The sequence below is a fragment of the Sphingomonas jinjuensis genome (assembly GCF_014197105.1).
In the GTDB taxonomy this organism is placed as follows: domain Bacteria; phylum Pseudomonadota; class Alphaproteobacteria; order Sphingomonadales; family Sphingomonadaceae; genus Sphingomonas; species Sphingomonas jinjuensis.
The window spans coordinates 228,921-254,002 of sequence record NZ_JACIEV010000005.1 but is presented as its reverse complement, the minus strand read 5'-3'; the positions used below and the strand labels follow the sequence as shown (position 1 = coordinate 254,002).

21 protein-coding genes are annotated in these 25,082 nt (G+C 67.4%); 12 read left to right on the top strand and 9 right to left on the bottom strand.

The features are described from left to right. Positions 1-42: 42 nt before the first annotated feature. From GGQ80_RS10760 to GGQ80_RS10750, 3 genes are read left to right on the top strand one after another with little or no spacing between them, the layout of a single operon-like run. The gene (locus GGQ80_RS10760) at positions 43-1,698 is read left to right on the top strand and encodes an electron transfer flavoprotein-ubiquinone oxidoreductase (protein WP_183984599.1); all 1,656 of its coding nucleotides are present in this window, start codon (positions 43-45) and stop codon (positions 1,696-1,698) included. Further along, positions 1,670-3,295 (top strand): tetratricopeptide repeat protein, encoded by a 1,626-nt coding sequence (locus GGQ80_RS10755; protein ID WP_343051021.1) that lies wholly within the window; start codon positions 1,670-1,672, stop codon positions 3,293-3,295. Before GGQ80_RS10760 ends, GGQ80_RS10755 begins: the two co-directional genes overlap by 29 nt. Further along, positions 3,292-4,179 carry a 4-(cytidine 5'-diphospho)-2-C-methyl-D-erythritol kinase gene (locus tag GGQ80_RS10750; protein WP_183984595.1) on the top strand — a complete coding sequence of 296 codons (888 nt, stop codon included), beginning with the start codon at positions 3,292-3,294 and terminating at the stop codon, positions 4,177-4,179. Before GGQ80_RS10755 ends, GGQ80_RS10750 begins: the two co-directional genes overlap by 4 nt. Before the next feature lie 7 nt (positions 4,180-4,186). Here GGQ80_RS10750 and GGQ80_RS10745 read toward each other — a convergent pair whose 3' ends face one another. Then, positions 4,187-6,214 carry a glycoside hydrolase domain-containing protein gene (locus tag GGQ80_RS10745; RefSeq protein ID WP_183984593.1) on the bottom strand — a complete coding sequence of 676 codons (2,028 nt, stop codon included), beginning with the start codon at positions 6,212-6,214 and terminating at the stop codon, positions 4,187-4,189. 81 nt (positions 6,215-6,295) lie between these two features. Here GGQ80_RS10745 and GGQ80_RS10740 point away from each other — a divergent pair, with 81 nt between their 5' ends. The 4 genes from GGQ80_RS10740 to GGQ80_RS10725 all read left to right on the top strand — a co-directional run bounded on the left by GGQ80_RS10740 (position 6,296) and on the right by GGQ80_RS10725 (position 11,843). Then, complete coding sequence (locus GGQ80_RS10740) at positions 6,296-6,838, top strand: RNA polymerase sigma factor (protein WP_183984710.1); 543 nt, start codon at positions 6,296-6,298, stop codon at positions 6,836-6,838. Then, positions 6,831-7,802, top strand: a complete 972-nt coding sequence (locus GGQ80_RS10735; RefSeq protein ID WP_183984591.1) for a FecR family protein — start codon at positions 6,831-6,833, stop codon at positions 7,800-7,802. The genes GGQ80_RS10740 and GGQ80_RS10735 overlap by 8 nt, the downstream gene beginning before the upstream one ends. A gap of 97 nt (positions 7,803-7,899) precedes the next feature. Beyond that, on the top strand, positions 7,900-10,713 hold the full coding sequence (locus GGQ80_RS10730; protein WP_246347000.1) for a TonB-dependent receptor: 2,814 nt from the start codon (positions 7,900-7,902) through the stop codon (positions 10,711-10,713). Next, entirely contained in the window at positions 10,710-11,843 is a 1,134-nt protein-coding gene (locus tag GGQ80_RS10725) for a YdcF family protein (RefSeq protein ID WP_343051020.1), read from the top strand. Before GGQ80_RS10730 ends, GGQ80_RS10725 begins: the two co-directional genes overlap by 4 nt. Before the next feature lies 1 nt (position 11,844). Here the strand turns inward: GGQ80_RS10725 and GGQ80_RS10720 are convergent, their stop codons facing one another. Then, a complete protein-coding gene (locus GGQ80_RS10720; protein WP_183984589.1) occupies positions 11,845-12,348 on the bottom strand; it encodes a MarR family winged helix-turn-helix transcriptional regulator in 504 nt (167 codons plus the stop codon). A 159-nt stretch (positions 12,349-12,507) separates the two neighbouring features. Here GGQ80_RS10720 and GGQ80_RS10715 point away from each other — a divergent pair, with 159 nt between their 5' ends. Next, on the top strand, positions 12,508-14,022 hold the full coding sequence (locus tag GGQ80_RS10715; protein ID WP_183984588.1) for an O-antigen ligase family protein: 1,515 nt from the start codon (positions 12,508-12,510) through the stop codon (positions 14,020-14,022). A gap of 4 nt (positions 14,023-14,026) precedes the next feature. Here the strand turns inward: GGQ80_RS10715 and GGQ80_RS10710 are convergent, their stop codons facing one another. The 3 genes from GGQ80_RS10710 to GGQ80_RS10700 are packed head-to-tail and all read right to left on the bottom strand — an operon-like array spanning position 14,027 to position 17,498. After that, the gene (locus GGQ80_RS10710; protein ID WP_343051019.1) at positions 14,027-15,304 is read right to left on the bottom strand and encodes a cell wall hydrolase; all 1,278 of its coding nucleotides are present in this window, start codon (positions 15,302-15,304) and stop codon (positions 14,027-14,029) included. Beyond that, the gene (gene cysK, locus GGQ80_RS10705; protein WP_183984586.1) at positions 15,301-16,221 is read right to left on the bottom strand and encodes a cysteine synthase A; all 921 of its coding nucleotides are present in this window, start codon (positions 16,219-16,221) and stop codon (positions 15,301-15,303) included. The genes GGQ80_RS10710 and cysK overlap by 4 nt, the downstream gene beginning before the upstream one ends. Then, positions 16,218-17,498, bottom strand: coding sequence for an MFS transporter (locus tag GGQ80_RS10700; protein ID WP_183984584.1), 1,281 nt, complete (start codon positions 17,496-17,498; stop codon positions 16,218-16,220). Before GGQ80_RS10700 ends, cysK begins: the two co-directional genes overlap by 4 nt. A 116-nt stretch (positions 17,499-17,614) precedes the next feature. On the opposite strand from GGQ80_RS10700, the gene pdhA reads away from it, so the two are divergent. Together pdhA and GGQ80_RS10690 are read left to right on the top strand one after the other, a co-directional pair. After that, positions 17,615-18,658: a pyruvate dehydrogenase (acetyl-transferring) E1 component subunit alpha gene (pdhA, locus tag GGQ80_RS10695; RefSeq protein ID WP_183984582.1), complete on the top strand. Its 1,044-nt coding sequence runs from the start codon at positions 17,615-17,617 to the stop codon at positions 18,656-18,658. Next, positions 18,658-20,088 carry a pyruvate dehydrogenase complex E1 component subunit beta gene (locus tag GGQ80_RS10690; protein WP_183984580.1) on the top strand — a complete coding sequence of 477 codons (1,431 nt, stop codon included), beginning with the start codon at positions 18,658-18,660 and terminating at the stop codon, positions 20,086-20,088. The genes pdhA and GGQ80_RS10690 overlap by 1 nt, the downstream gene beginning before the upstream one ends. A gap of 21 nt (positions 20,089-20,109) precedes the next feature. Here GGQ80_RS10690 and GGQ80_RS10685 read toward each other — a convergent pair whose 3' ends face one another. From GGQ80_RS10685 to GGQ80_RS10675, 3 genes are all read right to left on the bottom strand, one after another. Then, positions 20,110-21,417: a pilus assembly protein TadG-related protein gene (locus tag GGQ80_RS10685; RefSeq protein ID WP_246347018.1), complete on the bottom strand. Its 1,308-nt coding sequence runs from the start codon at positions 21,415-21,417 to the stop codon at positions 20,110-20,112. Positions 21,418-21,518: 101 nt separating this feature from the next. Continuing rightward, a complete protein-coding gene (locus GGQ80_RS10680; protein WP_183984578.1) occupies positions 21,519-22,055 on the bottom strand; it encodes a TadE/TadG family type IV pilus assembly protein in 537 nt (178 codons plus the stop codon). Further along, positions 22,055-22,546, bottom strand: a complete 492-nt coding sequence (locus GGQ80_RS10675) for a TadE/TadG family type IV pilus assembly protein (protein WP_246346999.1) — start codon at positions 22,544-22,546, stop codon at positions 22,055-22,057. The genes GGQ80_RS10680 and GGQ80_RS10675 overlap by 1 nt, the downstream gene beginning before the upstream one ends. A 146-nt stretch (positions 22,547-22,692) precedes the next feature. Between GGQ80_RS10675 and GGQ80_RS10670 the strand changes: the two genes are divergently transcribed. Both GGQ80_RS10670 and GGQ80_RS10665 read left to right on the top strand, forming a co-directional pair. Continuing rightward, entirely contained in the window at positions 22,693-23,289 is a 597-nt protein-coding gene (locus GGQ80_RS10670) for a hypothetical protein (protein WP_183984574.1), read from the top strand. Between the two features lie 22 nt (positions 23,290-23,311). Next, complete coding sequence (locus GGQ80_RS10665; RefSeq protein WP_183984572.1) at positions 23,312-23,776, top strand: EF-hand domain-containing protein; 465 nt, start codon at positions 23,312-23,314, stop codon at positions 23,774-23,776. Here GGQ80_RS10665 and trmFO read toward each other — a convergent pair. Beyond that, a complete protein-coding gene (trmFO, locus tag GGQ80_RS10660; RefSeq protein ID WP_183984570.1) occupies positions 23,709-25,079 on the bottom strand; it encodes a methylenetetrahydrofolate--tRNA-(uracil(54)-C(5))-methyltransferase (FADH(2)-oxidizing) TrmFO in 1,371 nt (456 codons plus the stop codon). The two genes, GGQ80_RS10665 and trmFO, sit on opposite strands and share 68 nt — an antisense overlap. Between the last annotated feature and the right edge of the window lie 3 nt (positions 25,080-25,082).

The window sequence follows — 25,082 nt, the reverse complement described above, 5'->3', positions numbered from 1 at the left end:
CCAAGCCCGATCGCGGGTACGGCTACGCGGGAGAATGGTGCCATGAGCGAACGCGAGTCGATGCCCTATGACGTGGTGGTCGTCGGCGCTGGCCCCGCGGGCCTGAGTGCGGCTATCCGGCTGAAACAGCTGGCGAACGAGGCTGGCGCCGAATTGTCGGTCTGCGTCATCGAAAAGGGTTCGGAGGTCGGCGCCCATATCCTGTCGGGCGCGGTCGTCGATCCGCGCAGCCTGGACGAGCTGCTGCCCGACTGGCGCGAGCAGGGGTGCCCGATGGCGGAGACGCCGGTGACGGAGAACCTTCACTGGGTGCTGTCGGCGAAGCGCAAGACGGTGCTGCCGCACCTGTGGACGCCGCCGTTCCTGCACAACAAGGGGACCTATACCGGCAGCCTGGGCAATCTGTGCCGCTGGCTGGCGGGGCAGGCCGAAGAACTGGGCGTCGAGATCTTCCCGGGCTTCGCCGCGGCGGAAGTGCTGTACGACGAGCAGGGCCGGGTAAAGGGCGTCGCGACCGGCGACATGGGCGTGGCGCGCGACGGCACGCACAAGGGCGATTACCAGCCGGGGCTCGAACTGCATGCGAAGTACACCTTCTTCGCCGAAGGTTGCCGCGGGTCGCTGACCAAGCAGGTGATCCGGACGTTCGACCTCGCCGCGAACAGCGATCCGCAGGTCTATGGCCTGGGCGTCAAGGAGTTGTGGGACATCGATCCCGAACTTCATGTGCCGGGCCGGGTGATCCACACCCAGGGCTGGCCGCTCGACGACGATGCCAATGGCGGCGGCTGGATCTATCACCAGGCCAACGGCCAGGTGTCGATCGGCTTCGTGACGTGGCTGAACTATACCAATCCCTACACCTCGCCGTTCCAGGAAATGCAGAAGTGGAAGACCCATCCCGAGGTCGCCGCGCTGCTGAAGGGCGGCAAGCGCGTCAGCTATGGCGCCCGCGCGATCAGCGACGGTGGGCTGCAGTCGATCCCCAAGCTGGTGTTCCCGGGCGGTGCGCTGATCGGGGATAGTGCGGGGTTCCTCAACGTGCCGCGGATCAAGGGCACGCATACCGCGATGAAGAGCGGGATGATGGCGGCCGAGGCGGCGTTCGCGGCGGTGCAGGCCGGGCGCGAGCATGACGAACTGGTCGCTTACCCCGAGGCATTCGAGCAATCGTGGGTGAAGAAGGAGCTCTCGATAGTCCGCAACGTCGTGCCGCTGGTGAAGAAGTTCGGCGATTTCCTGGGATCGGGGCTGGCCGGCGTGACGATGTGGGCGGAGCATCTGGGGCTGAAGATGCCCTTCACGATGAAGCATCATCCCGATCACGAGACGCTTTGGCGCAAGGATCTGGTGAAGCCCAAACTCTATCCCAAGGCGGACGGCGTGCTGACGTTCGATCGCCTGTCGTCGGTGTTCCTATCGAACACCAACCACGAGGAGGACCAGCCGGTCCACCTGGTGCTGAAGGACCCGTCGCGGCCGATCGACTATAACCTGCCGCTCTATGACGAGCCGGCGCAGCGTTACTGCCCGGCGGGCGTGTACGAGGTGGTGGGGCAGGAGACGGGCGATCCGAAGTTCGTCATCAATGCCCAGAACTGCGTCCACTGCAAGACGTGCGACATCAAGGACCCGACCCAGAACATCAACTGGGTGGTGCCCGAGGGCGGTGGAGGCCCGAACTATCCCAACATGTAAGCATCTGTTCGGCGGCGCGGCGGCGCTGCTGGTCGTCCTGCCGCTGCCGGCGCTCGCCGACACGCCCAACGTCGCGGCCTATCTAAAGGCGCGTGCCGCCGATGCCGATGGGCGGAGCGAGGTGGCGGTGGCGGGCTATGCTCGGGCGCTGTCGAGCGCGCCGGGCGATGCCAAGCTGGCGGTGCGCGCGTTTCGCGAGGCGCTGGCGGCGGGCGACATGACGCTGGCGAGCCGGGCGGCGGCGATATTGCGCACGCAGGGCGAGGTGCCCGCCGACGTTGCCCTGCTGGCGATCGGCGAGGCGGCGCAGGCCAACGACCCGGGGGCGGCGGAACGCGGCGTCGCGGCGCTCGACCGGACGCCGCTCGGGATCCTGTCGCCGGCGGTCCGCGGGTGGATCGCGTCGGCGAAGGGTGTCGATCCGATGCCGGTGCTCGGGCGCGCCGCGGTTCGGCCCGATCCGCTGGCGCAGCGTTTCGCCAACGAGACGCGCGCGCTGCTGCTGATCGCACGCGGCGATACGGCGCAGGGACTGGCCGCAGTGGCGGCGGCGCGCAGTGCGGGGGCGCCGGCCGACCTGTCGGTGGCGGCGGCGCAGCTGCTGTTTGGGCGCGGTCAGGAGGCGGAGGCGCGAGCGCTGCTCGATGGCGACGATCCGGTCGTCGTCGCGATGCGGCGCGGCTATCCTGCGAAGCCGACGCTCGCGTTCGGGGTGTCGCGGCTGTTCGGCCGTGTCGCCGCCGATCTGGCGGGGGGTGATTCGCCGAGTGCGATCGCAATCGCGCTGAGCCGGTCGGCGCTGGTGGCCGATCCGACCGACGGACGCGCCAGGCTGTTGCTAGCGGATGCGCTGGCGCGCGACGGCGGCACCGATCGCGCGCTGGCGACGCTCGCGAAGCTCGACCGCGACGACCCCTTCGCCGCCGCGGCGCAGGCCAATCGGGTTGCGATCCTGGCCGCCGCCGGCCGCAGCGACGAGGCGCTCGCGGCGGCGAAGGCGCTGGCGACGCGCGAGGGTGCGGTCGCCGCGGACTGGCAGCGGTACGGCGAGCAGCTGACGCTGGCGGGGCAATATGCGGAGGCGGCACGCTGGTATCGCCGCGTCCTCGACGCCGACGCCGCGCGCGAGCCGTGGACGGCGTGGATGCAATATGGCGGCGCGCTCGACCAGGCGGGTCGCTGGGCCGAGGCGAAGCCAGCGCTGGAACGCGCGGTGAAGCTGGCGCCCGACGAGCCGCTGGCGCTCAACTATCTGGGCTATGCACGCGCCGAACGCGGCGACGACGTGAGGAACGCGACGCGGCTGCTCGAACGCGCGGCGGCGCTGGCGCCGGACAATGCGTCGATCGCGGACTCGCTGGGATGGGTGTATTTCCTTGGCGGCAATATCGCCAAGGCGCTGCCGCTCGTCGAGCGGGCGGCGGCTGCGGAGCCCGACAATGCCGAGATCGCAGAGCATCTGGGCGACATCTATTGGTCGGTCGGTCGACGCTATGAAGCGCGCTACGCTTGGCGCGCGGCGGCGGTGGTGGCGGAGCCCGACGAGGCGACGCGGCTGGCCGGCAAGGTCGCGAGCGGATTGCCGACGCAGCGATGATCGCCGAGGCGGCACCGGCGAAGATCAACCTGGCGCTGCACGTCCGGCGGCGGCGGGCGGACGGCTATCACGATCTGGAGACGCTGTTCGCCTTCGCGCGCGATGGCGATGTGGTGACGGTGGCGGAGGCGGAGTGGGACCGCTTCGAGGTCGTCGGCCCGTTCGCGGCGGCTTTGGGACACCCTCACCCTTCCGCGGCTGTGCCGCTCCCTCCCTCTCCCGGTGGGAGAGGGAATCAGGGATGGGCCGATAACCTCGTGACGCGCGCAGTCGATGCCTTTCGCGAGCGCTTCGGCGTCGCGGCGCATTATGCCATCACGCTCGACAAGCGACTGCCGATCGCGTCGGGGATCGGGGGCGGGTCGGCCGATGCGGCGGCGACGTTGCGGGCGCTGGCGACGTTGCATGGGCTTGCGCCGGACGCGCCGGCGTTGATGGACATCGCGTCGTCGCTGGGGGCGGATGTGCCGGCGTGCCTGGTCGGGCGGACGACGCTGGGCGAGGGGCGGGGCGACGCGCTGCGGCTCCTCGACGACAGCCTCGCGCGGACGCCATTGCTGCTGGTCAATCCCGGGGTTGCGGTGTCGACGGCGGCGGTGTTCGGCGGCTGGGACGGGATCGATCGCGGGCCGCTCGCCGAGGGGGCGTTGATCGATCGGGCGCTGGCGTCACGCAACGACCTGGAGCCGCCGGCGCGGCAGCTGGCGCCCGCGATCGACGCGGTGCTGGCGCTGCTGGCCGGTGCGCCGGGCGTGATGTTGTCGCGGATGTCGGGGTCGGGCGCGACGTGCTTCGCGCTGTTCGCGAGCGAAGCCGAGCGGGATGCTGCAGGGCAGGCCGCTAGCGCGAAGGGCTGGTGGACGTTGGCGACGACGCTGGCGTGATGCTCGCCTAACGGGTCGTCACCACCAACTCGCCGCCGCGCACCAGCGCCGCATGGGTGACGCGGAAGTCCGCCAGCGAATTGCCGTCGAGCGTGGCGCTCACCGGAGTACCCGCAGCCGGGCCGGCCCGCCGGATCGTCAACGTCCGGCCGCCGCCCATATCGATCCGCGTCGTCGCGAAGGCCGGCGTCGACACCAGATACCATGGCTCGCCCGGTACCAGCGGATAAAGGCCGAGCGAGGCGAATACGTACCAGGCGGTCATTGCGCCAGCATCGTCGTCCATGCCGTCGGCGAAACCCTGCGGCGCGAGCTGGAAGCTGGGGCCGACGAAGGGCACCGGCAGCTTGCCGGCATTGGTGTAGGGATGCTCGATCGGCTTCGTCAGGATGGTGTGGACCAGCGTCGCAGTCGGCTGCGGCTTGCCGAGAGCAGCGAAGAGCCAGGGGACGTGGATGTCCGGCTCGTTGGTCATGTTGAACAGGCCGGCGTCGAAAAAATGGTGGAGCTGATCGACGAAGCGGTCGCGGCCGACGGTCTTCGCCATCCAGTCGAGGTCGAACACCGGTGCCCAACGATATTGCCACAGCGTCCCCTGATACAGCCCGCGCGCCTTGACGGTATCGCCGTCGGCGCCCGGCGTTTCGAACACCGAACGCCACATCGGGCGATAGTCGAGCGCGCGCGTCGTGAAGTCGGCGGCGACGTCGCGACGACCCAGGTCGGCGGCGAGCTGGGCGACGGCCCAGTCGTCATAGGCGGCCTCGATCTGCTGGTCGGGCGTTTCACGCTGGAGCGTGGCGCTGTCGGCGATCATGCCCGCGAGCGTGGCGGGAGCGTCGAAGGCGGCGAAACCCTTGCGGCGAAGGTCGAGCAGGGCGATGCCGGCATGCTCGGTGCGCACCGAGATGAAGGGTTCGGTCTTGGTCGCCCATTGCGGCTTGGTGCGGGCATAGAGCACCTCCAGCGAGCGGGCGAGATCGTTGCCGCGCTGGGGCTGGAGTAGCGCCAACAGCGGCAGCTGGGTACGGTAATTGTCCCACAGCGACCAGCTGGCGTAGCGCGTCTGGCCGGCAGGCGAGCGGGCGATGCTGCCGTCGTTGTCGCGGTGGCGACGATCGGGATCGTCGATCGCGACGGGGGTTTGCAGCACGCGGTAGAGCGAGGTGAAGAACAGGGCGCGCTGGTCGCGTGGACCCTGCGGCTGGACGCGGCCGAGTTCGCGGTCCCAGGCCGATGCGGTGGCCGCTGCAATGACGGAGAAGGCGCGACTGCCGAGCTCGCGGCGGCGGACGAGCGCTGCACCGTCGCCATCGACCGAGGACAGACCGGTGCGAACCTCGACGACGTCGCCCGGTCTGGCGGTCAGCGACAGCTGCGCCACGTCGCCGGCGCCGATCGAGAGTGTCTGCCGAAGCGGGCGACCGTTGAGCGTGATCGCGGTGTCGCTGAACAGCCGGTACGCGCCGACGTCGCAGACCGAGCCCGCGATCAGTTCGGCACGAAGGCCATCGCTCGAACGTCTGGTCCAGCTGGCGGACAGTCGCTTGGAATAGCTGTGGCGGGGATCGATCGCCAGCGTCACCGCGCCGGCACGCGGCAGCGTCAGGCGGATGACGCCGGCGCCGCGCGTGGCGGTGAGTTCGGCAGCGATGCCGTCGTCGTAGCGGACACGATAGATGCCGGCGCTCGCGCTTTCGCCGGCTTTGTCGATCAGCGACCGACCGGCGCGGTCGGCATAGCGCAGCGACACCATCAGGTCGCCGCCGGCCCCACCACAGCCGACGCCGACGCCGCGGGTGTGCGAAAAGCCGAGCAGCGTCGTCGCGGCATGATCATAGCCGGCGTGATTGGCCGGGGCGGTGTCTGGGCCGAGCTGCACCATCCCGAACGGCGCGACCGCGGCGGGGGTCAGCTGGCCGAAATCGGCGAGCGTGCCGACGAAGGGATCGACCAGCTGTGACGGCCGCTCCTGTGCCGAAGCATGGCCGGTGAGGGCCAGGGACAGCGCGAGCAGCGGGAGCGACCGGTTCATGGGCCGCGTCCTAACCGGCGGGAAGTGGGGGCGTAAAGCTGGCGCTTGACGGGAAGCGTGGGCGCGCGCTTCCTCGCGCGCATGGGGGAGAGGCCGGCACGATCGGGGGACGACACCGCACGCGGATCGGTGCTGCGCGCACTGGTCGGCACCTATGCCCAGCCGCTGGGGCGCTATTTCCGCCGCCGTCTCGCCTCGGCGGAGGATGCCGACGACATGGTGCAGGAGGTGTTCCTTCGCCTGAGCCGCTACGATGACCCCGCCGATATCCGCCAGCCAGAGCATTTCCTGTTCGTCACCGCCGCCAACGTGCTCCGCGACCGCGCTCGGCGCGAGGCGGTGCGCGGTGGGCCGGCGCTGCCGATCGACGGCATCGACATGCCGAGTTCGGATTTCGCGCCCGATCGCGTCTTGGAAAGCAGGGACGCTGCCGCGCGCATCCGCGACGCGCTGGCGGAGTTGCCGGAAAGGACGCGCGACGTGTTCGTGTTGCGACTGATGGAAGGGCTGAAGATGGCCGATGTCGCCCGTGCATTCGGCATTTCGACACGTGCCGCCGAAAAGCATCAGGCGCGGGCGCTAGCGCATGTCGCGATGCGGCTGGAGGATTGGCGGCTTGGCTGACGCGCGGCTGATCGAGGCGGCGCACTGGGTCGAGCGGCGAGCGGAAGGGCTGCCACTTGCCGGATTCGATGCGTGGCTGGCGGACCCGGAGAACGAGCGGGCCTGGCGTAGCGTGGACGCCGCGCGCGGGACGGCGATGGCCGAGGGCGACCACCCCGATCTGCTGGCGATGCGCCACGCGGCGGTCGCTCGTGCGGCGCTGGTTCGGGGCGAGCGGCTTTCAGCGCGGTGGTGGCCGGCGCTGGCGGCGGCCTGCCTCGCGGTGGCCGCGGCGCCGCTCGCGACCTGGTACGTCATGCGCGGCAAGGTGGCAGCGCCGACGTCGCCGGTGCTCGCGACGGAGGTCGGGCAGCGGCTGGTCGTTCGGTTGCCCGACGGATCGCGGATGACGCTGAACACCGAGAGCCGGGTGCGGCTGGCCTATAGCGACAGCGAGCGGCGGTTGGTGCTCGAACGCGGCCAGGCCTTTTTCGACGTCGCCAAGCATCAGTCGCGGCCGTTCGTCGTCGTCGCGGGCGGCGAGCGCGTGACCGCGCACGGAACGGAATTCGACGTGCGGCTGGAGCCCGGCGCGGTGCGCGTCGCGCTGGTCGAGGGGAAGGTGTCGGTCACCCCGGAAGCGGCGCACGGCCCCGCGGTGATGATGAAGCCCGACGACGTGCTGACCGCGCGCGCCGGGACGATCTCGCTTCGCCACGCCGAGGGGCACGCCGCGTCGCTGTCGAGCTGGAGCGAGGGGCGGCTGGTGTTCGAGGACGAGCCGCTGGGCAAGGCGGTGGCCGAACTCAACCGCTATGGCACGCCGCCGATCGTCGTTGCCGACGCGCGTGCGGCGCGGGTGCGGATCAGCGCGTCGTTGCGGACGGGCGAGATCGATCCGTTCCTCGACGCGCTCGAACTGGGCTTTCCGGTGAAGGTCGTGCGGCAGTCCGATGGCGGCGCGCGCATCGAGTCACGGCACTGACGTAAATTTTTGCCAGAGGCGCGTTCGGGTTTTCGAGACCCTTGCGTCTTGAGTGGAGAATGGCCGGCGAAGGTCCGGCATTTGGGGGAAATTTAGCATGACGGTGAACCGCAAGCGCGCTCTGCTGCGTGGTCTGTTGGTGACGAGCATGGTCGCGGGTCTGTCGCTGCCGACGTTCGGCGCGGCGGCGCAGGCGGCGGTGGGCGTCAAGATCGCACGCCAGGACCTGGGCCAGGCGCTGATCGCCTTTTCGCGCCAGAGCGGCCGCCAGATCCTGTTCGCGCCCGAGTTGGTCCGCGGCAAGCGCGCCAATGCGATCGCCGGCCAGATGGGCGTCGATGCCGCGCTGGCGGCGATGCTGCGCGGTTCGGGCCTCGCCTACAAGGCTACGGCAAGCGGTGCCTATCTGATCGTCGCGTCGTCGCAGCCGATCCGCCCCGTCGCAGCCGCTGCTGCCCCGGTCGCCGCGACACCGGTGCAGACCGCCGAGGCGACGCAGACCGCCGATCCTGCGCAGGCGGTGACCGAAGAGGAAGCCCCCGACGTCATCGTCACCGGCTCGGCACGCCGCCAGCGTCGTTTCGACGTGTCCTATGCGGTCAACTCGCTGGGGCAGGACGACATCAAGCGGCTGGCGCCGCTCAACTTCGCCGACCTGCTCGGCAAGCTGCCCGGCATCCAGGTCGAGCCGACCGGCGGTGAGGTGCAGAACATCACGCGCATCCGCGGCATCCCGACCGACGACGGCTATGCGCAGTTTCAGCAGGACGGCCTGCCGCTGTTCCATGACATGAACGGCAACTTCTTCCGCGGCGACAGCCTCAATCGCTACGATCTGATGACCGAGCGGGTCGAGGTGGTGCGCGGCGGCCCGGCGCCGATCTATGGCAGCCAGGCGGCGGCGATCGTTAACTCGATCACCGCGAGCGGCACCGACACGCCGCACGGCAAGGTGCAGGTGACCGCGGGCACCACCGACCTCTATCGCCTCGACGCGATGCTGTCTGGCCCGCTGGGCGACGACACCTATTATGCGATCGGCGGGTTCATCCGTCGCGACGGCGGCCAGCGCGACAACGGCTTCCCGAACGATCGCGGCGGCCAGATCCGCGCGAACCTGAAGCACGACTTCGGCAACGGGTTCATCCGCGTGACCGGCAACTATCTGAACGACCACAACGTCTTCTACCTGCCGATCCCGGTCGCCGATCCGCGCAATCCGGCGGTGTCGCTCGACAAGTACATCGACTTCTTCCACGGCACGCTCAATTCGCCGTATCTGCAGAATGTGCCGCTTCGCTATCGCGACGCGAATGGCGTGGTGCGGACCGACGTCCGCAATCTCGAGAGCGGTCGCCATATGGAGTATGGCAACTTCGGCGTTCAGTTCGAAGGCGATTTCGACAAGTGGCTGGTGTCGTTCAAGGGCGGCTACACGCGCGGCCGGCTCGATTTCGACGCGCTCTATTCGACGTCGAACCCGGCCGATGCGACGACCTTCGCCAACGGCTTCCTGACGGCGTCGCGCACCGCGTTCGGCGCCAACGTCTCGCGCCTGGGCTATGCGCTGGCGGGCACCTATGGCCAGACCCCCTATGATCCGGCTAGCGCCTCCGGCCTCGTCGTCCAGGCGCAGTATCGCGGCGTCGGCTCGTCCTTCTATTCGGGGCAGAGCGACCTCAGCGTCACGCGCAGCTTCGAGACCGGCATCGGCAAGCACGACGTTCGCGTCGGCGTCTATGGCGCGGCCTATGGGCTGACCAACAAGGCGATCTATCAGGATTACCTGTTCGAGGTACGCAGCCAGCCGCGCCCGCTCGACCTCTATGCCTATTCGGCGAGCGGCCAGATCCTCGGCCGGGTCACCGACAATGGCGTGCTGCGCTATGGCACGACGCTGAATCAGGGCGAGGTCGATACCCGGATGTGGGCGGTGTACGCCAACGACACCTGGGAAGTCGTGCGCGGCCTGCGCATCGACGGCGGCATCCGCCATGAGGAATACACCATCAACGGCTATGGCCTGTTGTCGACATCGGTAAACCTCGGGGATCCGACGACGCTGGCGGACAACACCGTCCGCGGCTTCACCGGCGCCCGCCAGCAGCGCACCGGCAAGCCCAGGATCACCAACTGGACGGTCGGCGCCAATTACGACGTCAACGACCATCTCGGCGGCTATGCCCGCGCCTCCCACCTGGAGGTGCCGCCGCAGTCGACCAGCTTCTACGGCATTGATCCGGTGATCCTGACGACCAAGGCCGACCAGTTCGAGGCCGGGCTGAAGGCGTCGTTCGGGCGCAACTATCTGTACCTCACGGGCTTCTACACGAAGTTCAATCCATTCAACGCGTCGTTCGTGGCGTTCAACCCGGCGACGGGCCGAAACGACCAGTCGGTGCCGTTCATCGGCGAGGCGACAGTGAAGGGGATCGAGGCGGACGGCACGCTGGCGCCGGTCAGCTGGTTCTTCGTGTCGGGCTCGCTGACGTACCAGAATCCGCAGTACAAGAACCTGCAGAACAGCTCGGGCGCCGATCCGTCGGCGGTCAACGGCAACCAGATCATCCGCGAGCCCAAGTGGTTCGGCAACGTCCGCCCGACCTTCGCCTTCGAGCGCAACGGGACGGGGATCGAGCTGTACGGTCGCTACGAGTACACCGGACTGCGCTACGTCGACCTGTTCAACCAGACGCGACTGCCGGCGTTCGGCACTTTCGGCCTGGGTGTGACGCTGACGCGCGGGACGGTGCAGTTCCAGGTCGTCGGCGACAACATCACCAACGCGCGCGGCCTGACCGAGGGCAACCCGCGCACCGACCAGCTGAGCGGCCAGTCGACGCGTGACGCGATCTACGGCCGGCCGATTTTCGGCAGGAGCGTTCGCTTCATCCTGAGCAAGTCCTGGTGATTCGCGCCGCGATCGCCGGGATCCTGCTCGCATCGAGCGGCGCGGCCGTGGCGGCTTCCTGCCCGCCGCGGCTCGGGCCGGCGCTGTTCCCGACGCTCGCCGTCGATGCCGGCGGCTGGGTGCGGGGGACGGCGGTGAAGCGGATCCTCGCATCGCGGAAGGCGCGCATGGCGGCGTGCCGTGGAGTCGCACCTTGTGTGGTCGAGGCCGCGCATTGGCGCGACGCCGATCGCGCCGCGCTTGCCCAGGCCCGGGATGTCGTGGCGCCCAGCGCTGCGATGCGGCTGGCCGGCGACAGCGGGGCGGCGGCGGTAACGCGTGAGATCGACGGCCTGGACCGCGTGCTCGACGTCTATGCCGGGGCGCAGGCGCCGCTCTATCCCAAGATCGACGGGCCCGACGATGCTGCTGGCTCGCCGGCGCGGGCGGCCAAGGTTGCCCGCGCCGTGAAGATGGCGGCGTCATGCGTGCCGAGCAGCGGTCTGCGCGACGAGAGTCTGGGCCTGGCGCTGGCGCTGCTGACGGTCAACGATCGGACCGAGGCGATCGCGTTCGAACCGCTCGATGCCCGTCACCATGCCGGTGCGGTGGCGTTGGCGAAGCGCACCGACTGGAGCCGCTTTCCCTACACCGCGCTGATCGTGCCGGGCATCGGGCCCGAAGAGCCGGGCGTGCAGCTGTCCACCGCGAGCGATGCCAATGCCCGGATGGCGGCGGATCGCTATCGCCGCGGGCTGGCGCCGCTGATCGTCGTCACCGGCGGATCGGTTCATCCGCGCCGGACGCGCTTCGTCGAGGCGGTCGAGATCCGCCGCGCGCTGGTCGATCGCTATGGCGTGCCGGCCGAGGCGGTGGTGATCGAGCCTTATGCCCGCCACACCACGACCAATCTGCGCAACGTCACGCGGCGGCTGGTGTCGCTCGGCGTGCCGCTCGACCGCGATACGCTGATCGTCACCAACGTCGATCAGAGCCGCTATATCGAGGGCGCGGAGTTCACGGCGCGCAACCTGCGCGAGCTCGGCTACCAGCCGGGCGCGGTCGGACAGCGGGTAAGCGCAAACGATCTGGTCTTCAGGCCCTCACCGCTGTCGCTGCGGATCGATCCGGCCGATCCGCTCGATCCGTGACCTAGCTGTTCTTCGACTTGGCGTGGAATGCGGCGAATTGCGACCGCGCCTCGGGCGTCATCAGATGCTGCATCATCGACCAATAGCCATTGACCGCGGTTTCGCCGGCGGCGGCATAGGCGCGCTGCATGTTGGCGCGCAGCTCGTTGAACAGGCGCTGTTCGAGATCATGACCCTCGGCACTGAGCCGTAGGAGACGCTGGCGACGGTCGCGCTGGCCGGGCTCCTGAATGATGAGGCCGCGCTTCTGCAGGTCGGTCATAACCCGGCCAAGCGACTGCTTGGTCACGCCGAGCAGGTCGAGCAGCTCGCCGACCGACAGCCCCGGCTGGCGCGCGACGAAATAGAGCACGCGATGGTGGGCGCGACCGATCTGAAGCGCGGAGAGTTCTTCGTCGGCCCGGCGCAGGTGCGATTTATGGGCAAATAGCAACAGGTCCATGCCGCCGCGGATCGCGTCTTCGCGTAGATACTGCGCGGGTGCCGGCCAAAGGAGCTCTGTCATCGGCCTAGGTGTTGCCTTCGCGTCGAGCGCTCCGCAACCGATTTTATGCACCGGTCAAAGCCGATGGTCCGGTTCATGGACTTTTAAAGGGGCTGCTGCCAAAAGTCGCTCCTCGCCCCGCCGCCCGCGGGGCGTGGCTGACGGTCGAAGGTCTGACGCATGTTTTCGGTGATGGTTTCGTGCGTCAAGGTCTCGCTGATCCTGGGGGTGGCGGGCTGGCTCCTCACCGGACTGCTGCGTGAACCCGACCGCAGCTGGATCCGCCAGCGGGCGCTGTGGATCATGCCGGCGATCTACACGGGGGCGATGTTCGCGCCATCGATATGGGCGATCTTCGGTTTCGCATTCCTGGTCGTGCCGCTGGCGGCGAAGCGTCGGGAGGATGTGGCGCCTTTCCTGCCATTTGCGATGCTGGGCATACCGGCGATGAGCCAGGAGATCCGCGTTGGCGGATCGGCGCTGTTGACGGTGACGTCATGGCACTGCGTGTTCGTGGGCGCCTTGCTGGCGCTGTCGGTCCACCGGCGCAGCGGACCGGCATTGCGGATCGGCGCCGGGGCAGCGGTACCGTTCGTCCTACTTTACATTGTGACGATCATCACGATGATCCACGGCGCCAATGCGACGACGTCCCTACGGTCGCTGATCGAAACCTTCATGCTCTATGGTATTCCGTTCCTGATCGCGGCGCAGGGGCTGCAGACGCGAGCGGATATCCGTCGCTTCGCGACGGCGTTCATGATCGCGATCGCGCTGCAGGCGGTGATCGGTCTCTACCAGTCGCGCGCCTACTGGCCGATCTACGAGAACATCTTTTGGTCGACCGGCATTCCGTTGCCGAAGGCGCTCGCGTTCAAGGTGCGCGGGGGCATGATGCGCGCGACAGGGAGTTACCTCGAATCGAACTCCCTGGCTGGATTGTGTGCGTTCGGGCTCATCCTTGTACTAGCGATTCGCAACGTTTTCCGGAGCACTATCGCATTCCAGATTGCGGTGCTGGTGATGCTGGGTGGCATCTATGCGACGGTGTCGCGGGGCGGTTTCGTGTTCGCTGGCCTCGCCTGGCTAGGATTCGAGGCCTATCGTGGCAAATATGCCCGGGTCGGCATAGCTGTGGTGGGAATGGCAGTGCTCTACGGTGCTGCAACCATCGGTGGCCGCTATATCGCCGGCCTGGCGGCGTTTACCGGTGGATCGGAGGATTCGCAGGGCACTGGGGAATACCGTCGCCAGCTTTTCGACCGCGGTATCGAAGAGATTATGCGCAGCCCTGTGTTCGGCTATGACTGGGCGACGATCAAAGTCGTGATGGGTGACCTGCGGCAGGGCGAGGGCATCATCGATTTCGTCAACGGCTACATTCTAGCCGGGATTACCGGCGGCGTCGGCGCGATGCTGATGCTGTTCATGATGTTCGTCATCGCGGCGGTGCAGGTGTTCCGTGTCCGCAACCGACTTCCGGATGAGACGACCGCCCGGATTGCCGCGGCCTGCTTCGGCGTGCAGGTCGCGACCGTCGTCACCTGCTTCACCTCGGGGTTCTTCGGCAACGCGGCGGTGCCCTTTGTCATGTTGCTGGGCGTTGGCGCGGTGCTGACGTCGAAGTCGATCCAGCGCGGCGCGCGTCCGGCGGCATTCACGCCGATCCGCGCGGAGCCGCTGCCTGCCGCCTGATCATTCAGCGATAGTCGCCGCCAACGGGAGACGGGGTCGGCGAGGGCGTCGGGGCCGGGACTGGGCGACGACGCACGCCGGGGAGTTCGCCCGGCCCGCGGAGCGGCTCGATCGTGACCGCGTTGGCGGGCTGGGGCGCCGTGCCGAGCATCTGCGTCTTCATGCACTGGCCAGGCGGTGCGCGCTTGACCTGCTGGCAATTCCACAAGGGCTTCTCATAGCCGCCGACGCGGTCGCGGAGATAGCTGAAGGTCATCGACGCGATGTCCGCGGCGTTCAGCGGCAACGTCGCCGGGCGCTTGGCCGGATCGATCCAGGCGGAGAATTTGCAGTAGGTGCGCTCCCCGCACGCCTGCTGCGCCAGCGCGGGGTAGGTTTCGGGTGCGACGCCGCGGGGCAGGACGACGAGGAAACTGTTGGGATCGGCCTCCACGCTGGCGGGCGTGCCGGTCGTCGCGGCGGTGGCGGCATCCGTGGTCGCCACGGCTGCCTCGTCCAGCGCGGCGCCCAGGCGATGCGCATCGGACACCGCCGCCAGCTTGGCGATCGACGGCTCGTCACCCGACACGGTGCGGCCGAAGGCGGGCGGCGTGCCCCACCAGCCGGCCCAGCGGAAGAACAAGTGACTGCCGACCTTTACGACCTTGTCGAGGCTCGACTGCCAATAGGGCACGACCCAGTCGGTATGATAATGCGTCGAATAGCCGACCGGTCGAAAGACTGATCCCGACAGCGCCATCTCGGCGATCTCGCGGGCACGGCGCCAGCCGGCGTCGGGTGGCGACCAGCGGGTGAGGGCGCCGTCACAGGTGAAGGTGAACTGGCAGCCGGTCGATCGCTCCGCGCCCTCGAACACGACGCCGCACACGGTCTTGGGAAAGGCGGGATGGCGAAGACGGTTGAGGACGACCTGCGCCACGGCGCGCTCGCCCTTGGCGTCGTCGCCGGCCTCGTAAAGCACTGCCGCCGCCAGGCAATCGACCGCGCGCGCGCGAGCGTCGGTGGGGCCGCTAAAGCGGAACGGCCGCGCCGCCGGGTTGGGCGCGTCGGAGAACGGAACAGACGCGTTGTATTCGCGCGCGTCGTCGGACGACAGATCGACGAATCGAACCGGCTCGACCGGCGGTAGCTCGGCCTGCGGCACGATGCGCTTGGGCAACTTGATCGCGATCTTGCGCGCGGCCGCCAGGGCCGGAGGATGAAGCACCACCCAGGTCGGCACTGCGACGGCGCCGAGCGCGATCGCGCCCAGCGCCACGCCGGTCTTGGTCGAGATACTCACTGCTCGGGCAGGAAATCCGGCACCGAGAGATAGCGCTCGCCCGTGTCGTAGTTAAAGCCGAGCACGCGGACACCGTCGGGGAGATCGGGCAGCTTCTTGAGGATCGCCGCAAGGGTGGCACCCGACGAAATGCCGACGAGCAGACCTTCCTCCCGCGCCGAGCGCCGTGCCATGTCCTTGGCGACGTCGGCGTCTACCTCGATCACGCCGTCAAGCGCCTGGGTGTGAAGGTTGCGGGGGATGAAGCCGGCGCCGATGCCCTGGATCGGGTGCGGACCGGGCTGGCCGCCCGCGATGACCGGCGACGCCGTGGGTTCGACCGCGAAGACCTTCAGGTTCGGCCATTCCTTCTTCAGCGTCTCGGCGACGCCGGTGATGTGGCCGCCGGTGCCAACGCCGGTGATGATGACGTCGATCGGCGAATCGCGGAAGTCGTTGAGGATCTCCTGCGACGTGGTGCGGACGTGGACGTCGATGTTCGCTGGATTCTCGAATTGTTGCGGCATCCAGGCGCCGGGCGTCTGCGAGACGATCTCGAGCGCGCGTTCGATCGCGCCCTTCATGCCCTTCTCGCGCGGCGTCAGGTCGAAGGTCGCGCCATAGGCCAGCATCAGCCGTCGGCGCTCGATCGACATCGATTCGGGCATGACGAGGATCAGCTTGTAGCCCTTCACCGCCGCGACCATGGCGAGGCCGACACCGGTGTTGCCGCTGGTCGGCTCGACGATCGTCCCGCCGGGCTTGAGGTCGCCCGATGCCTCGGCCGCCTCGATCATCGCCAGCGCGATGCGGTCCTTGATCGAACCGCCGGGATTGCTGCGCTCGGACTTGATCCACACCTCGCTGCCCGGAAACAGGCGCTGCAGGCGGATATGGGGCGTATTCCCGATCGTCTCGAGAACGGTGTTCGCCTTCATGGCTGTGCTACTCCGTGTTGGGGCTCGGCTTCGAGCATGTCGGGAGGATCAAAGGTTCGCGCCCGCTTGAGTTCCGGGAACAGGTGCGACCAGAGAAGCGTGATGCCGATCGCCGCGCAGCCGCCGAAGACGACCGCGCCGACCGGCCCGAGCAGCGAAGCGAGCAAGCCGCTCTCGGCTTCGCCGAGTTCGTTCGAGGCGGAAATGGTCAGCTGCGACACCGCCGATACGCGGCCGCGCATCGCATCGGGCGTGTGGAGCTGGATCAGCGAGGTGCGGACATAGACCGACACCATGTCCGCGGCGCCGGCGACGATCAGCGCGACGAGGCTGAGGTAGAAGTTGGTCGAAAGACCGAACGTCAGGATCGCAGCCGCAAAGATCAGTACCGCGATCAGCATCTTGCGGCCGACGTCGGATTTCATTGGCCGGAACGAGAACCACAGCGACGCCACGGCCGCGCCGATACCCATGCCCGCGGCAAGGAAGCCAAGGCCGCTCGCCCCGACATGGAGGATGTCGCGCGCGTAGATCGGCAGCAGCGCGGTGGCGCCGGCAAGCAGGACGACGAACAGGTCGAGCGTGATCGTCGCCAGCACCAGCCGGTTGGCGCGGACGTAGCGGAAGCCGTCGAGGATCCGCTGCATCGGATGGCGGTCGGTCTGCGCCGGCGGCTGCGGCACCTTGCCGATCAGGAACATCAGCCCGAGCGCGAGGACGAACAGCGCCGCGACGGTGGCATAGGCGACGTCGGGGTGGATCGCGTAGAGGAGGCCGCCGACGCTCGGCCCGGCGATCGTGCCGGTCTGCCACGCCAGGGTGCTGATCGCGATGGCAGTCGGCAGGCTTTCGCGCGGGACGAGGTTGGGCGCGAGCGACGAATAGGCAGGCCCTGCGAAGGCGCGGGCCACGCCGACGAAGCCGGCGGCGACGAACAGGAAGGGCAGCGACAGGTCGCCGATCCACGTCAACACGCCAAGCATCAGCGCGTTGACCGTCAGCAGAAGCGTGGTAAAGCGAACGATCCAGCGCCGGTCGAAGGTGTCGGCCGCCAGCCCGACCACCGGGGTCAGCAGGAACAGCGGCACGAACTGGACCAGCCCGATCATGCCGAGGAGGAACGCTGCCTCCCTGATCGGCATGGTTTCACGGGCGATGCCGTAAACCTGCCAGCCGATGATGATGCCCTGCGCCGACAGCGCGATGGTGCCCGCGAAGCGCGACAGCCAATAGGCGCGGAAGTCGGCGATACGCAGCGGGTGGACGATTTCGGCCATGTGAGAGACGCTTTGGCCGCTGTCAGCGCCGGGAGCAACCGCGGGAATTGAAAGGAGCAATGAAGCAGGACTATAGGCACCCACATCTCCCCTACGGAAACGAGGTTTTCCTGATCGTGGCCAAAGCCCCTGTGCGCACCAACGAGCCGCCCATTCCCAACCGCGAGCGTCCTGCCGAACCGCAGCCGTTCGAGGCGAACCCGGAACAGTTGCTTCAGTTCTACAAGGAAATGCTGCTGATCCGCCGCTTCGAGGAGAAGGCGGGCCAGCTCTATGGCCTGGGCTTCATCGGCGGCTTCTGCCATTTGTACATCGGCCAGGAAGCGGTCGCCGTCGGCCTTCAGTCGGCGCTCGACGGCGAGCGAGATTCGGTCATCACCGGCTATCGCGACCATGGCCACATGCTGGCCTATGGCATCGATCCCAAGGTCATCATGGCCGAGCTCACCGGACGTGCCGCCGGCATTTCCAAGGGCAAGGGCGGCTCGATGCACATGTTCTCGACCGAGAAGCGATTCTACGGCGGGCACGGCATCGTCGGCGCGCAGGTGTCGCTGGGCACCGGCCTGGCCTTCAAGCACAAGTACAGCGGCGACGGCGGCGTGTGCCTGGCCTATTTCGGCGACGGCGCGGCCAACCAGGGCCAGGTGTACGAGAGCTTCAACATGGCCGAGCTGTGGAAGCTGCCGATCATCTTCGTAATCGAGAACAACCAGTACGCCATGGGCACGAGCGTCAATCGCGCGTCGTCCGAGGACCAGCTGTATCGCCGCGGCGAAAGCTTCCGCATCCCCGGCATCCAGGTCGACGGCATGGACGTGCTGGCGTGCCGCGGTGCCGCCGAGGAGGCGCTGGCGTGGGTGCGCGCGGGCAAGGGGCCGGTCATCCTCGAGATGAAGACCTATCGCTATCGTGGCCACTCCATGTCGGACCCCGCCAAGTACCGCAGCCGCGACGAAGTGCAGGCGGTGCGCGACAAGTCCGACCCCATCGAGCACGTCAAGCGCCTGCTGACCGAGCAGGGCGTCAAGGAAGAAGAGTTGAAGAAGGTCGAACAGGACATCCGCAAGACGGTCAACGAAGCCGCCGACTTTGCCGAGAGCACGCCCGAGCCCGAGGTTGGCGAGCTGTACACCGACGTGCTGGTGGAGACTTACTGATGGCCGTCGAGATCAAGATGCCCGCGCTCTCCCCGACGATGGAGGAGGGCACGCTGGCCAAGTGGCTCGTCAAGGAAGGCGACCAGGTGAAGTCCGGCGACATCATGGCCGAAATCGAGACTGACAAGGCGACGATGGAATTCGAGGCGGTCGACGAAGGCACCGTCGCGAAGATCCTGGTCGCCGAGGGCACCGACAATGTGAAGGTCGGCACCGTCATCATGACGCTGGCCGCCGAGGGCGAGGACGCCTCCGCCGCAGCGCCTGCCGCGACGAAGGATGACAGCCCCGCGCCGCAGGCGAAGGCGGACGAGAAAAAGGCCGACAAGGTCGAAGACTCGGCACACCCGGCGCAGGAGAAGGTCGACACCGGCGCGCGCCAGCTGTTCGAGGCGGCCGCGCACAAGGCCGAGGTCGAGAACCCCGAAGTGCCCGCGGGCACCGAGATGGTGAAGACCACCGTCCGCGAGGCACTGCGCGATGCGATGGCCGAGGAAATGCGCGCCGACGAGCGCGTGTTCGTGATGGGTGAGGAAGTCGCGCAATATCAGGGCGCCTACAAGGTGACCCAGGGGCTGCTCGACGAATTCGGGGACAAGCGCGTCATCGACACGCCGATCACCGAATATGGCTTCGCCGGCGTCGGCACGGGCGCAGCGATGGGCGGCCTTCGCCCGATCGTCGAGTTTATGACGTTCAACTTCGCGATGCAGGCGATCGACCACATCATCAACTCGGCCGCCAAGACCAACTACATGTCGGGTGGCCAGATGCGCTGCCCGATCGTGTTCCGCGGTCCCAACGGCGCGGCAAGCCGTGTCGGTGCGCAGCACTCGCAGAACTATGCGCCGTGGTATGCCAGCGTCCCCGGCCTGATCGTGATCGCGCCCTATGACGCGCAGGACGCCAAGGGCCTGCTGAAGGCGGCGATCCGCAGCGAGGATCCGGTCGTGTTCCTGGAGAACGAGCTGCTCTATGGTCGCTCGTTCGACGTGCCCAAGCTCGACGATTTCGTCCTGCCGATCGGCAAGGCGCGGATCATGCGCGAGGGCAAGGACGTGACGATCGTCAGCTATTCGATCGGTGTCGGCCTGGCGCTGGAAGCCGCCGAGACGCTGGCGGGCGAGGGGATCGACGCCGAGGTGATCGACCTGCGCACGTTGCGCCCGCTCGATCGCAAGACGGTGCTCAAGAGCCTGGCCAAGACCAACCGCATCGTGGTGGTCGAGGAAGGCTGGCCGACCTGCTCGATTGCGTCGGAAATCGCGGCGTTCGTGATGGAGGAGGGCTTCGACGACCTCGACGCCCCCATCCTTCGCGTCACCGACGAGGACGTGCCGCTGCCCTATGCCGCCAACCTCGAGAAGCTCGCGCTGATCGACGCCGCCAAGGTGGTGAAGGCGGTGAAGAAGGTCTGCTACAAGGGCTGATCGGGGTTGCCGCCGCTCGCGTCACTGGGTGATGTGGGCGGTGGCGACGGCCTGCTGGAACAGCTTGTTGAGGGCCGCGGTGATGTCGTCGTCCGATGTCACCTTGTAGTACAGGCCAGTCGATGCACACGCCTGGAGCGCAGGCTCTATCTGGTACAGATAGGGCACCACGTTCGTCTGCGACCAGTCGTTGCCATCCATCGAGCTCTGCAGGAATTCGGTGTAGAGGACGGCGATACGAAGCCCGCGATTCTTGATCGCCGTGCACAGGGCGGTATCGATCGCGACTTCCGGGCGGCCGTTGGGGCGATATTCGTCGCGCATGCCATCGGTGATAACGAACAGAATGCCCTGCGGGGAATCCCCGGAAGCGTTCGTGCCGTTGCCAGGCGTCGGGATTACATTGTTCGCTCGCGTGAAGGCGTCGCTGGTCGCGGTATCGGTATCGTTGTTGCAGAAATCCTGCTTCGGGCAGCCGTTGTTGTAATATAGCGATGTCTTTGCGCCCGCGGCCGCAGACGAGACGCTACTGAGATTATTCGTCAATCCGGACAGAATCTTGAAGCTGTTGTTCGCGCGCGAATCGGAGGCGGCGAAGGTCGCCATCGCTGCGCGATATTTCGCCTTGTTGTTCTGCGCGAGCGAGGTCGCCTGGCTCATCATCGCTTGAACCGCCTTGCGCGCTTCGTCCACACGCAGCGGGATGCCGAACGACGTCGCCACGCCATAATAGTCCGTCCACTGGCCGTTCGCGTCCTGTGCCCGACCGTCGTTGGTGGAATGGCACGCGAACGCGCACCCCCCAGTCTTCGACCGCAGCAGCGTGATGCCGGCGCTGGTCGCGGGAAACGCCATCGATCCCGACGTGTCGAGCAGCACGTAGAAATCGATATTCGGCGCGACGGCCGCCTTCGTTTCCGATTTGCCGCCGATCGTAATCGTCCGCATCCCGAGTACGCCCGAAAAGCTATTAGTAGACTGAGCGGTCCACGTGATGCTTGCGGTCCGGTTGTAGGCCGTCGAACTCGCCGACTTGGTTGTCGAACAACTGCCCGTGCTGGCATTGTCAGTAACCGACACCGCCAGTTGCGTGCTGTCCAGCACGTTGATAACCAATCCATCCAGCCCTGTCGTCTGGTTGACGAACAGCAATCGGGCCTGGGCGCAGGCGTCGGCGCTTGTCTTACTCATCATCGGCGTCGTGACCGCCGCCAGCGCCGCCGCATCGGCGACGGCGTTGAGCTTCGTCTGAAGCCGCGCCGCGCGCACGTAATCGATCGCCATGCCGGTCGAGAAGGTAAGCGGGATCACCGCAAACCCCATCATCATCAGCACGTTGCCACGACGATCGGTTACGAGGCGGCGGAGCCGGGAGGCAAAGGCATGGAACATCGTGACGATCTCGAAGCGAAAGGGTGCCGGGGGGTCGATCACTGCTGCATCGTGACCGAGGTCGACGCGCGCGGACTCATGATGATCGTCTCGCGCAGCGGGATCGTGCCGAAGAACTTCGACCCGAACAGCGGCGTGTAGGTGTAGCTGATCTGCGCGACGATCATCGACGTGTTGGCCTGGCGGATCGCGAGCGGCAGGTTGAAGTAGGTGCCGCTTGCCAAGCCTTGCGCGTTCTTCCCGCGACTCCAGTCGACCGTGGGATAGGCAAGGTCGTTCATCTTGACCTGCGTGACCGTGATGATCGCCGCCGACGCCTTGTAGGGAGACATCACCTGCTGGGACGAATTGAGGATGTCGATGACATCCTGCTCGTCGACGGATGTATATTGCGAAGTGAGGTCCGCGACCGTGCGCGTGGCGCGCGTGACCTTCCGCCAGGCGGAGACGGCGTCGCACACCTGAAAGCCACCTACGTAGAGCACCGTGAGGAACGGCAGCGACATGGCGAATTCGATCATCGCGACGCCGCGCCGTGCGGCAAGAAGGCGGCGGATGAAGCGCACGGCCCGCATCACGAAATCTCCGACTTGAACACCTGGGTCGAGACCATCAATCGCTTGCCGCGCGACAGTGTCGATAGATCGAAGCCGAGCGGACCCGGTGCGACGTTCCAGATGTACATCAGCCGTACGATCGTGATCTCGCTCGAGTCGCCCGGGTCGAACGCGCTGACCGGTTTGCCGGAGCTGTCGTAGGTGATCGTCGGCGTCGACGTGTCGATGCTGGAAAATTGGGCGGCCGATTGCACGTCGACGATCAGGTTCGCACATTGCATGAAAGTGGGCAGGCTAGTGCAGGCCTGCGTTTTGAACTGGGCGGCGGTCATTCCCGATTTTTGCGCTGAGCCGGTTACCAGGATGCGGACAGCTTTCTCGCTTGCCGTATCGAGTGCCTGCTGCGCAAAGAAGACGAGCGAAGTCTGCAGGATGGCGATCAGCAACGCGAAGAAGGGGATCGAGACAATCGCGAATTCGACGATCGTCGCTCCGCTCTTGTCGGCCATGAGCCGCCGAAGGGGTCGACCGCGTCGACGTGGCGGGACAACGGGAGTGGCGACCATGCTGGCGGGACTACCGCGGCTTGATTAAATTTCGGTATAATCCCGGCGTGTCCGATCCATTTTCGCTTATCCGCGGCCAGCTTGAAGGTGTGATTTACCCGGCGTACGATGCCGTCGTCGCGCTCGATCGCCGACTGGAACAGCTCGCCCGGCGGACGCGCGATCCGCTGGTGGCGCAGATGCGGCTGACCTGGTGGTTCGAGGCGCTGGGTGCGCTCGACGCCGGCACGGTGCCGGCGGAGCCTTTGTTCGAACAACTCGCCGCCGAGGTGTTGCCGCGGGGCGTGACCGGTGCCGCGCTGGCCGAGATGGCGAGCGGTTGGGAAGTGGTGTTGGAGCCGCGTCCACTTCCCGACGAGGCGCTATGCCGGTTCGCACGCCAGCGTGGCGAGACGCTCTTTGCCGCGGTCGGTGCGCTGCTCGGGACGACCCCACCGGCAGCGGCGGGCGAGGCATGGGCGCTGGCCGATTTTGCCGCCTCGATCGATGGCGAGGAGCGCGCCCGCGCGAGGGATCTGGCGGAGGCCCGGTGGCGTGACGCCACGATGTCGCCATGGCCGGCGGCGGCACGACCGATGGGGGTGCTGACGCTGCTGGCGCTACTGCCGCTTCGGTCTCGCGATGGTACGGCCGGCGGGCTTGGCGCGGCATGGCGTGTGGCGCGGTTCCGGCTTACCGGTCGGTGATCTTTCGCAGGGGAAACGGACGATGTGGCGATGGGTGGCGGGAGCCGGCGCGGTGGTGGCGGCGGGTGCGGCAGGCGTGCTGATGCTTGGTGACCGGCCGGCGGTGCAGGCGGCGCTTCCCGCCGCGCCGATGCAGCGGGCGGGCATCGACGACGCGCCGCTTCCCGACAGCGTACCCAAGGCGTCGCCCGCCACGCGCGAGCAGAAGCGGTTCAACCGCTACGACAAGAATCGCGACGGCGAGGTCACCCGCGAGGAATATCTGGCGCAGCGGCGCAAGGCGTTCGCCAAGCTCGACCGCAACGGCGACGGGCAGCTCTCGTTCGACGAATGGGCGATCAAGGCGACGACCAAGTTCGCCGCCGCCGACCGCGACAAGTCTGGCGCGATGAACGCCGCCGAGTTCGCGACCACCGCGGTCAAGCGGAAGCCGCGTGCTCCCGCGAATTGTCCGCCGCCGTCGGCGCCCCAGTCGGAAGAGAGCTGAGCCACGTCGCCAGCGCCGCACGCCCGCGATCGGTGTACATCTTCTTGCGGTCGGCCTTCTTGGTCCGGCCGGGGATCGGTGGGAACAGGCCGAAGTTGACGTTCATCGGCTGGTAGGTCTCGGCCTCCGCTGCGCCGGTGATGTGGCCGAGGAGCGCGCCCAGCGCGGTTTCCGGGGGCGGCGGCGTCAAGGTTCGGGCGGCCAACTCGGCGGCAGCGAACCGGCCGGCGAGCAAGCCGACCGCCGCGCTTTCGACATAGCCTTCGCAGCCGGTGATCTGGCCAGCGAAGCGGATGTTGGGCCGGTTCTTCAGCCGCAAGGTCGGATCGAGCAGTTCGGGCGAACGGATGAAGGTGTTGCGGTGAAGCCCGCCCAACCGCGCGAACTCGGCATTCTCCAGACCCGGGATCGTGCGGAACAGGCGGACCTGCTCGGCATGCTTCAGCTTGGTCTGGAAGCCGACGATGTTCCACAGCGTGCCGGTGGCATTGTCCTGGCGCAGCTGGACGACGGCATAAGGCCAGCGGCCGGTGCGCGGATCGTCGAGGCCGACGCCCTTCATCGGCCCGTAGCGCAGCGTATCGACGCCGCGTTCCGCCATGACTTCGACGGGCATGCAGCCCTCGAAATAAGGTGTGTCCTTCTCCCACTCGCGGAATTCGGTCTTCTCGCCATCGAGCAGGGCCTGGTGAAAGGCGATATACTGCTCCTTGGTCATCGGGCAGTTGATGTAGTCGGACCCTTCGCCCTTGTTCCAGCGCGACTGGAACCAGGCGATGTCCATGTCGATGCTGTCGCGATAGACGATCGGGGCGATCGCATCGAAGAAGGCGAGCGCGTCGCTACCCGTCGCCGCACCGATCGCCTGGGCGAGGCCGGGGGCGGTGAGAGGACCGGTGGCGATGATCGCGGGACCGTCGGGCAGCGCATCGATCCGTTCGCGGACGATCATAATGTTGGGATGCGCCTCCAGCGCGGCGGTGACGCCGGCGGAGAAGCCGTCACGGTCCATCGCGAGCGCCGACCCCGCAGGGACGCGGTGGATATCGCCTTGGCGCAGGATCAGTGAGCCGAGCGTTCGCATCTCCTGATGCAGCAGCCCGACCGCGTTGCTCTCGGCATCGTCGGAGCGGAAGCTGTTCGAGCAGACGAGTTCGGCGAGGCTGTCGGTATGGTGCGCGGGCGTCATGGTGCCGCCGCCGCGCATTTCAGACAGGCGGACGCAATAGCCGGCCTCGGCCAGCTGCCAGGCGGCTTCCGATCCGGCGAGGCCGCCGCCGATGACGTGGATGTCGTGGGTCATGAC

What these genes read in the sequence shown, in the direction of transcription:
- GGQ80_RS10760 (WP_183984599.1), top strand. Translation starts at nt 43, where the DNA reads ATGAGCGAACGCGAGTCGATGCCCTATGACGTGGTGGTCGTCGGCGCT.
- GGQ80_RS10750 (WP_183984595.1), top strand. Translation starts at nt 3,292, where the DNA reads ATGATCGCCGAGGCGGCACCGGCGAAGATCAACCTGGCGCTGCACGTC.
- GGQ80_RS10745 (WP_183984593.1), bottom strand. Translation starts at nt 6,214, where the DNA reads ATGAACCGGTCGCTCCCGCTGCTCGCGCTGTCCCTGGCCCTCACCGGC.
- GGQ80_RS10740 (WP_183984710.1), top strand. Translation starts at nt 6,296, where the DNA reads ATGGGGGAGAGGCCGGCACGATCGGGGGACGACACCGCACGCGGATCG.
- GGQ80_RS10730 (WP_246347000.1), top strand. Translation starts at nt 7,900, where the DNA reads ATGACGGTGAACCGCAAGCGCGCTCTGCTGCGTGGTCTGTTGGTGACG.
- GGQ80_RS10720 (WP_183984589.1), bottom strand. Translation starts at nt 12,348, where the DNA reads ATGACAGAGCTCCTTTGGCCGGCACCCGCGCAGTATCTACGCGAAGAC.
- GGQ80_RS10715 (WP_183984588.1), top strand. Translation starts at nt 12,508, where the DNA reads ATGTTTTCGGTGATGGTTTCGTGCGTCAAGGTCTCGCTGATCCTGGGG.
- cysK (WP_183984586.1), bottom strand. Translation starts at nt 16,221, where the DNA reads ATGAAGGCGAACACCGTTCTCGAGACGATCGGGAATACGCCCCATATC.
- GGQ80_RS10700 (WP_183984584.1), bottom strand. Translation starts at nt 17,498, where the DNA reads ATGGCCGAAATCGTCCACCCGCTGCGTATCGCCGACTTCCGCGCCTAT.
- GGQ80_RS10690 (WP_183984580.1), top strand. Translation starts at nt 18,658, where the DNA reads ATGGCCGTCGAGATCAAGATGCCCGCGCTCTCCCCGACGATGGAGGAG.
- GGQ80_RS10685 (WP_246347018.1), bottom strand. Translation starts at nt 21,417, where the DNA reads ATGATGATGGGGTTTGCGGTGATCCCGCTTACCTTCTCGACCGGCATG.
- GGQ80_RS10680 (WP_183984578.1), bottom strand. Translation starts at nt 22,055, where the DNA reads ATGCGGGCCGTGCGCTTCATCCGCCGCCTTCTTGCCGCACGGCGCGGC.
- GGQ80_RS10675 (WP_246346999.1), bottom strand. Translation starts at nt 22,546, where the DNA reads ATGGCCGACAAGAGCGGAGCGACGATCGTCGAATTCGCGATTGTCTCG.
- GGQ80_RS10665 (WP_183984572.1), top strand. Translation starts at nt 23,312, where the DNA reads ATGTGGCGATGGGTGGCGGGAGCCGGCGCGGTGGTGGCGGCGGGTGCG.
- trmFO (WP_183984570.1), bottom strand. Translation starts at nt 25,079, where the DNA reads ATGACCCACGACATCCACGTCATCGGCGGCGGCCTCGCCGGATCGGAA.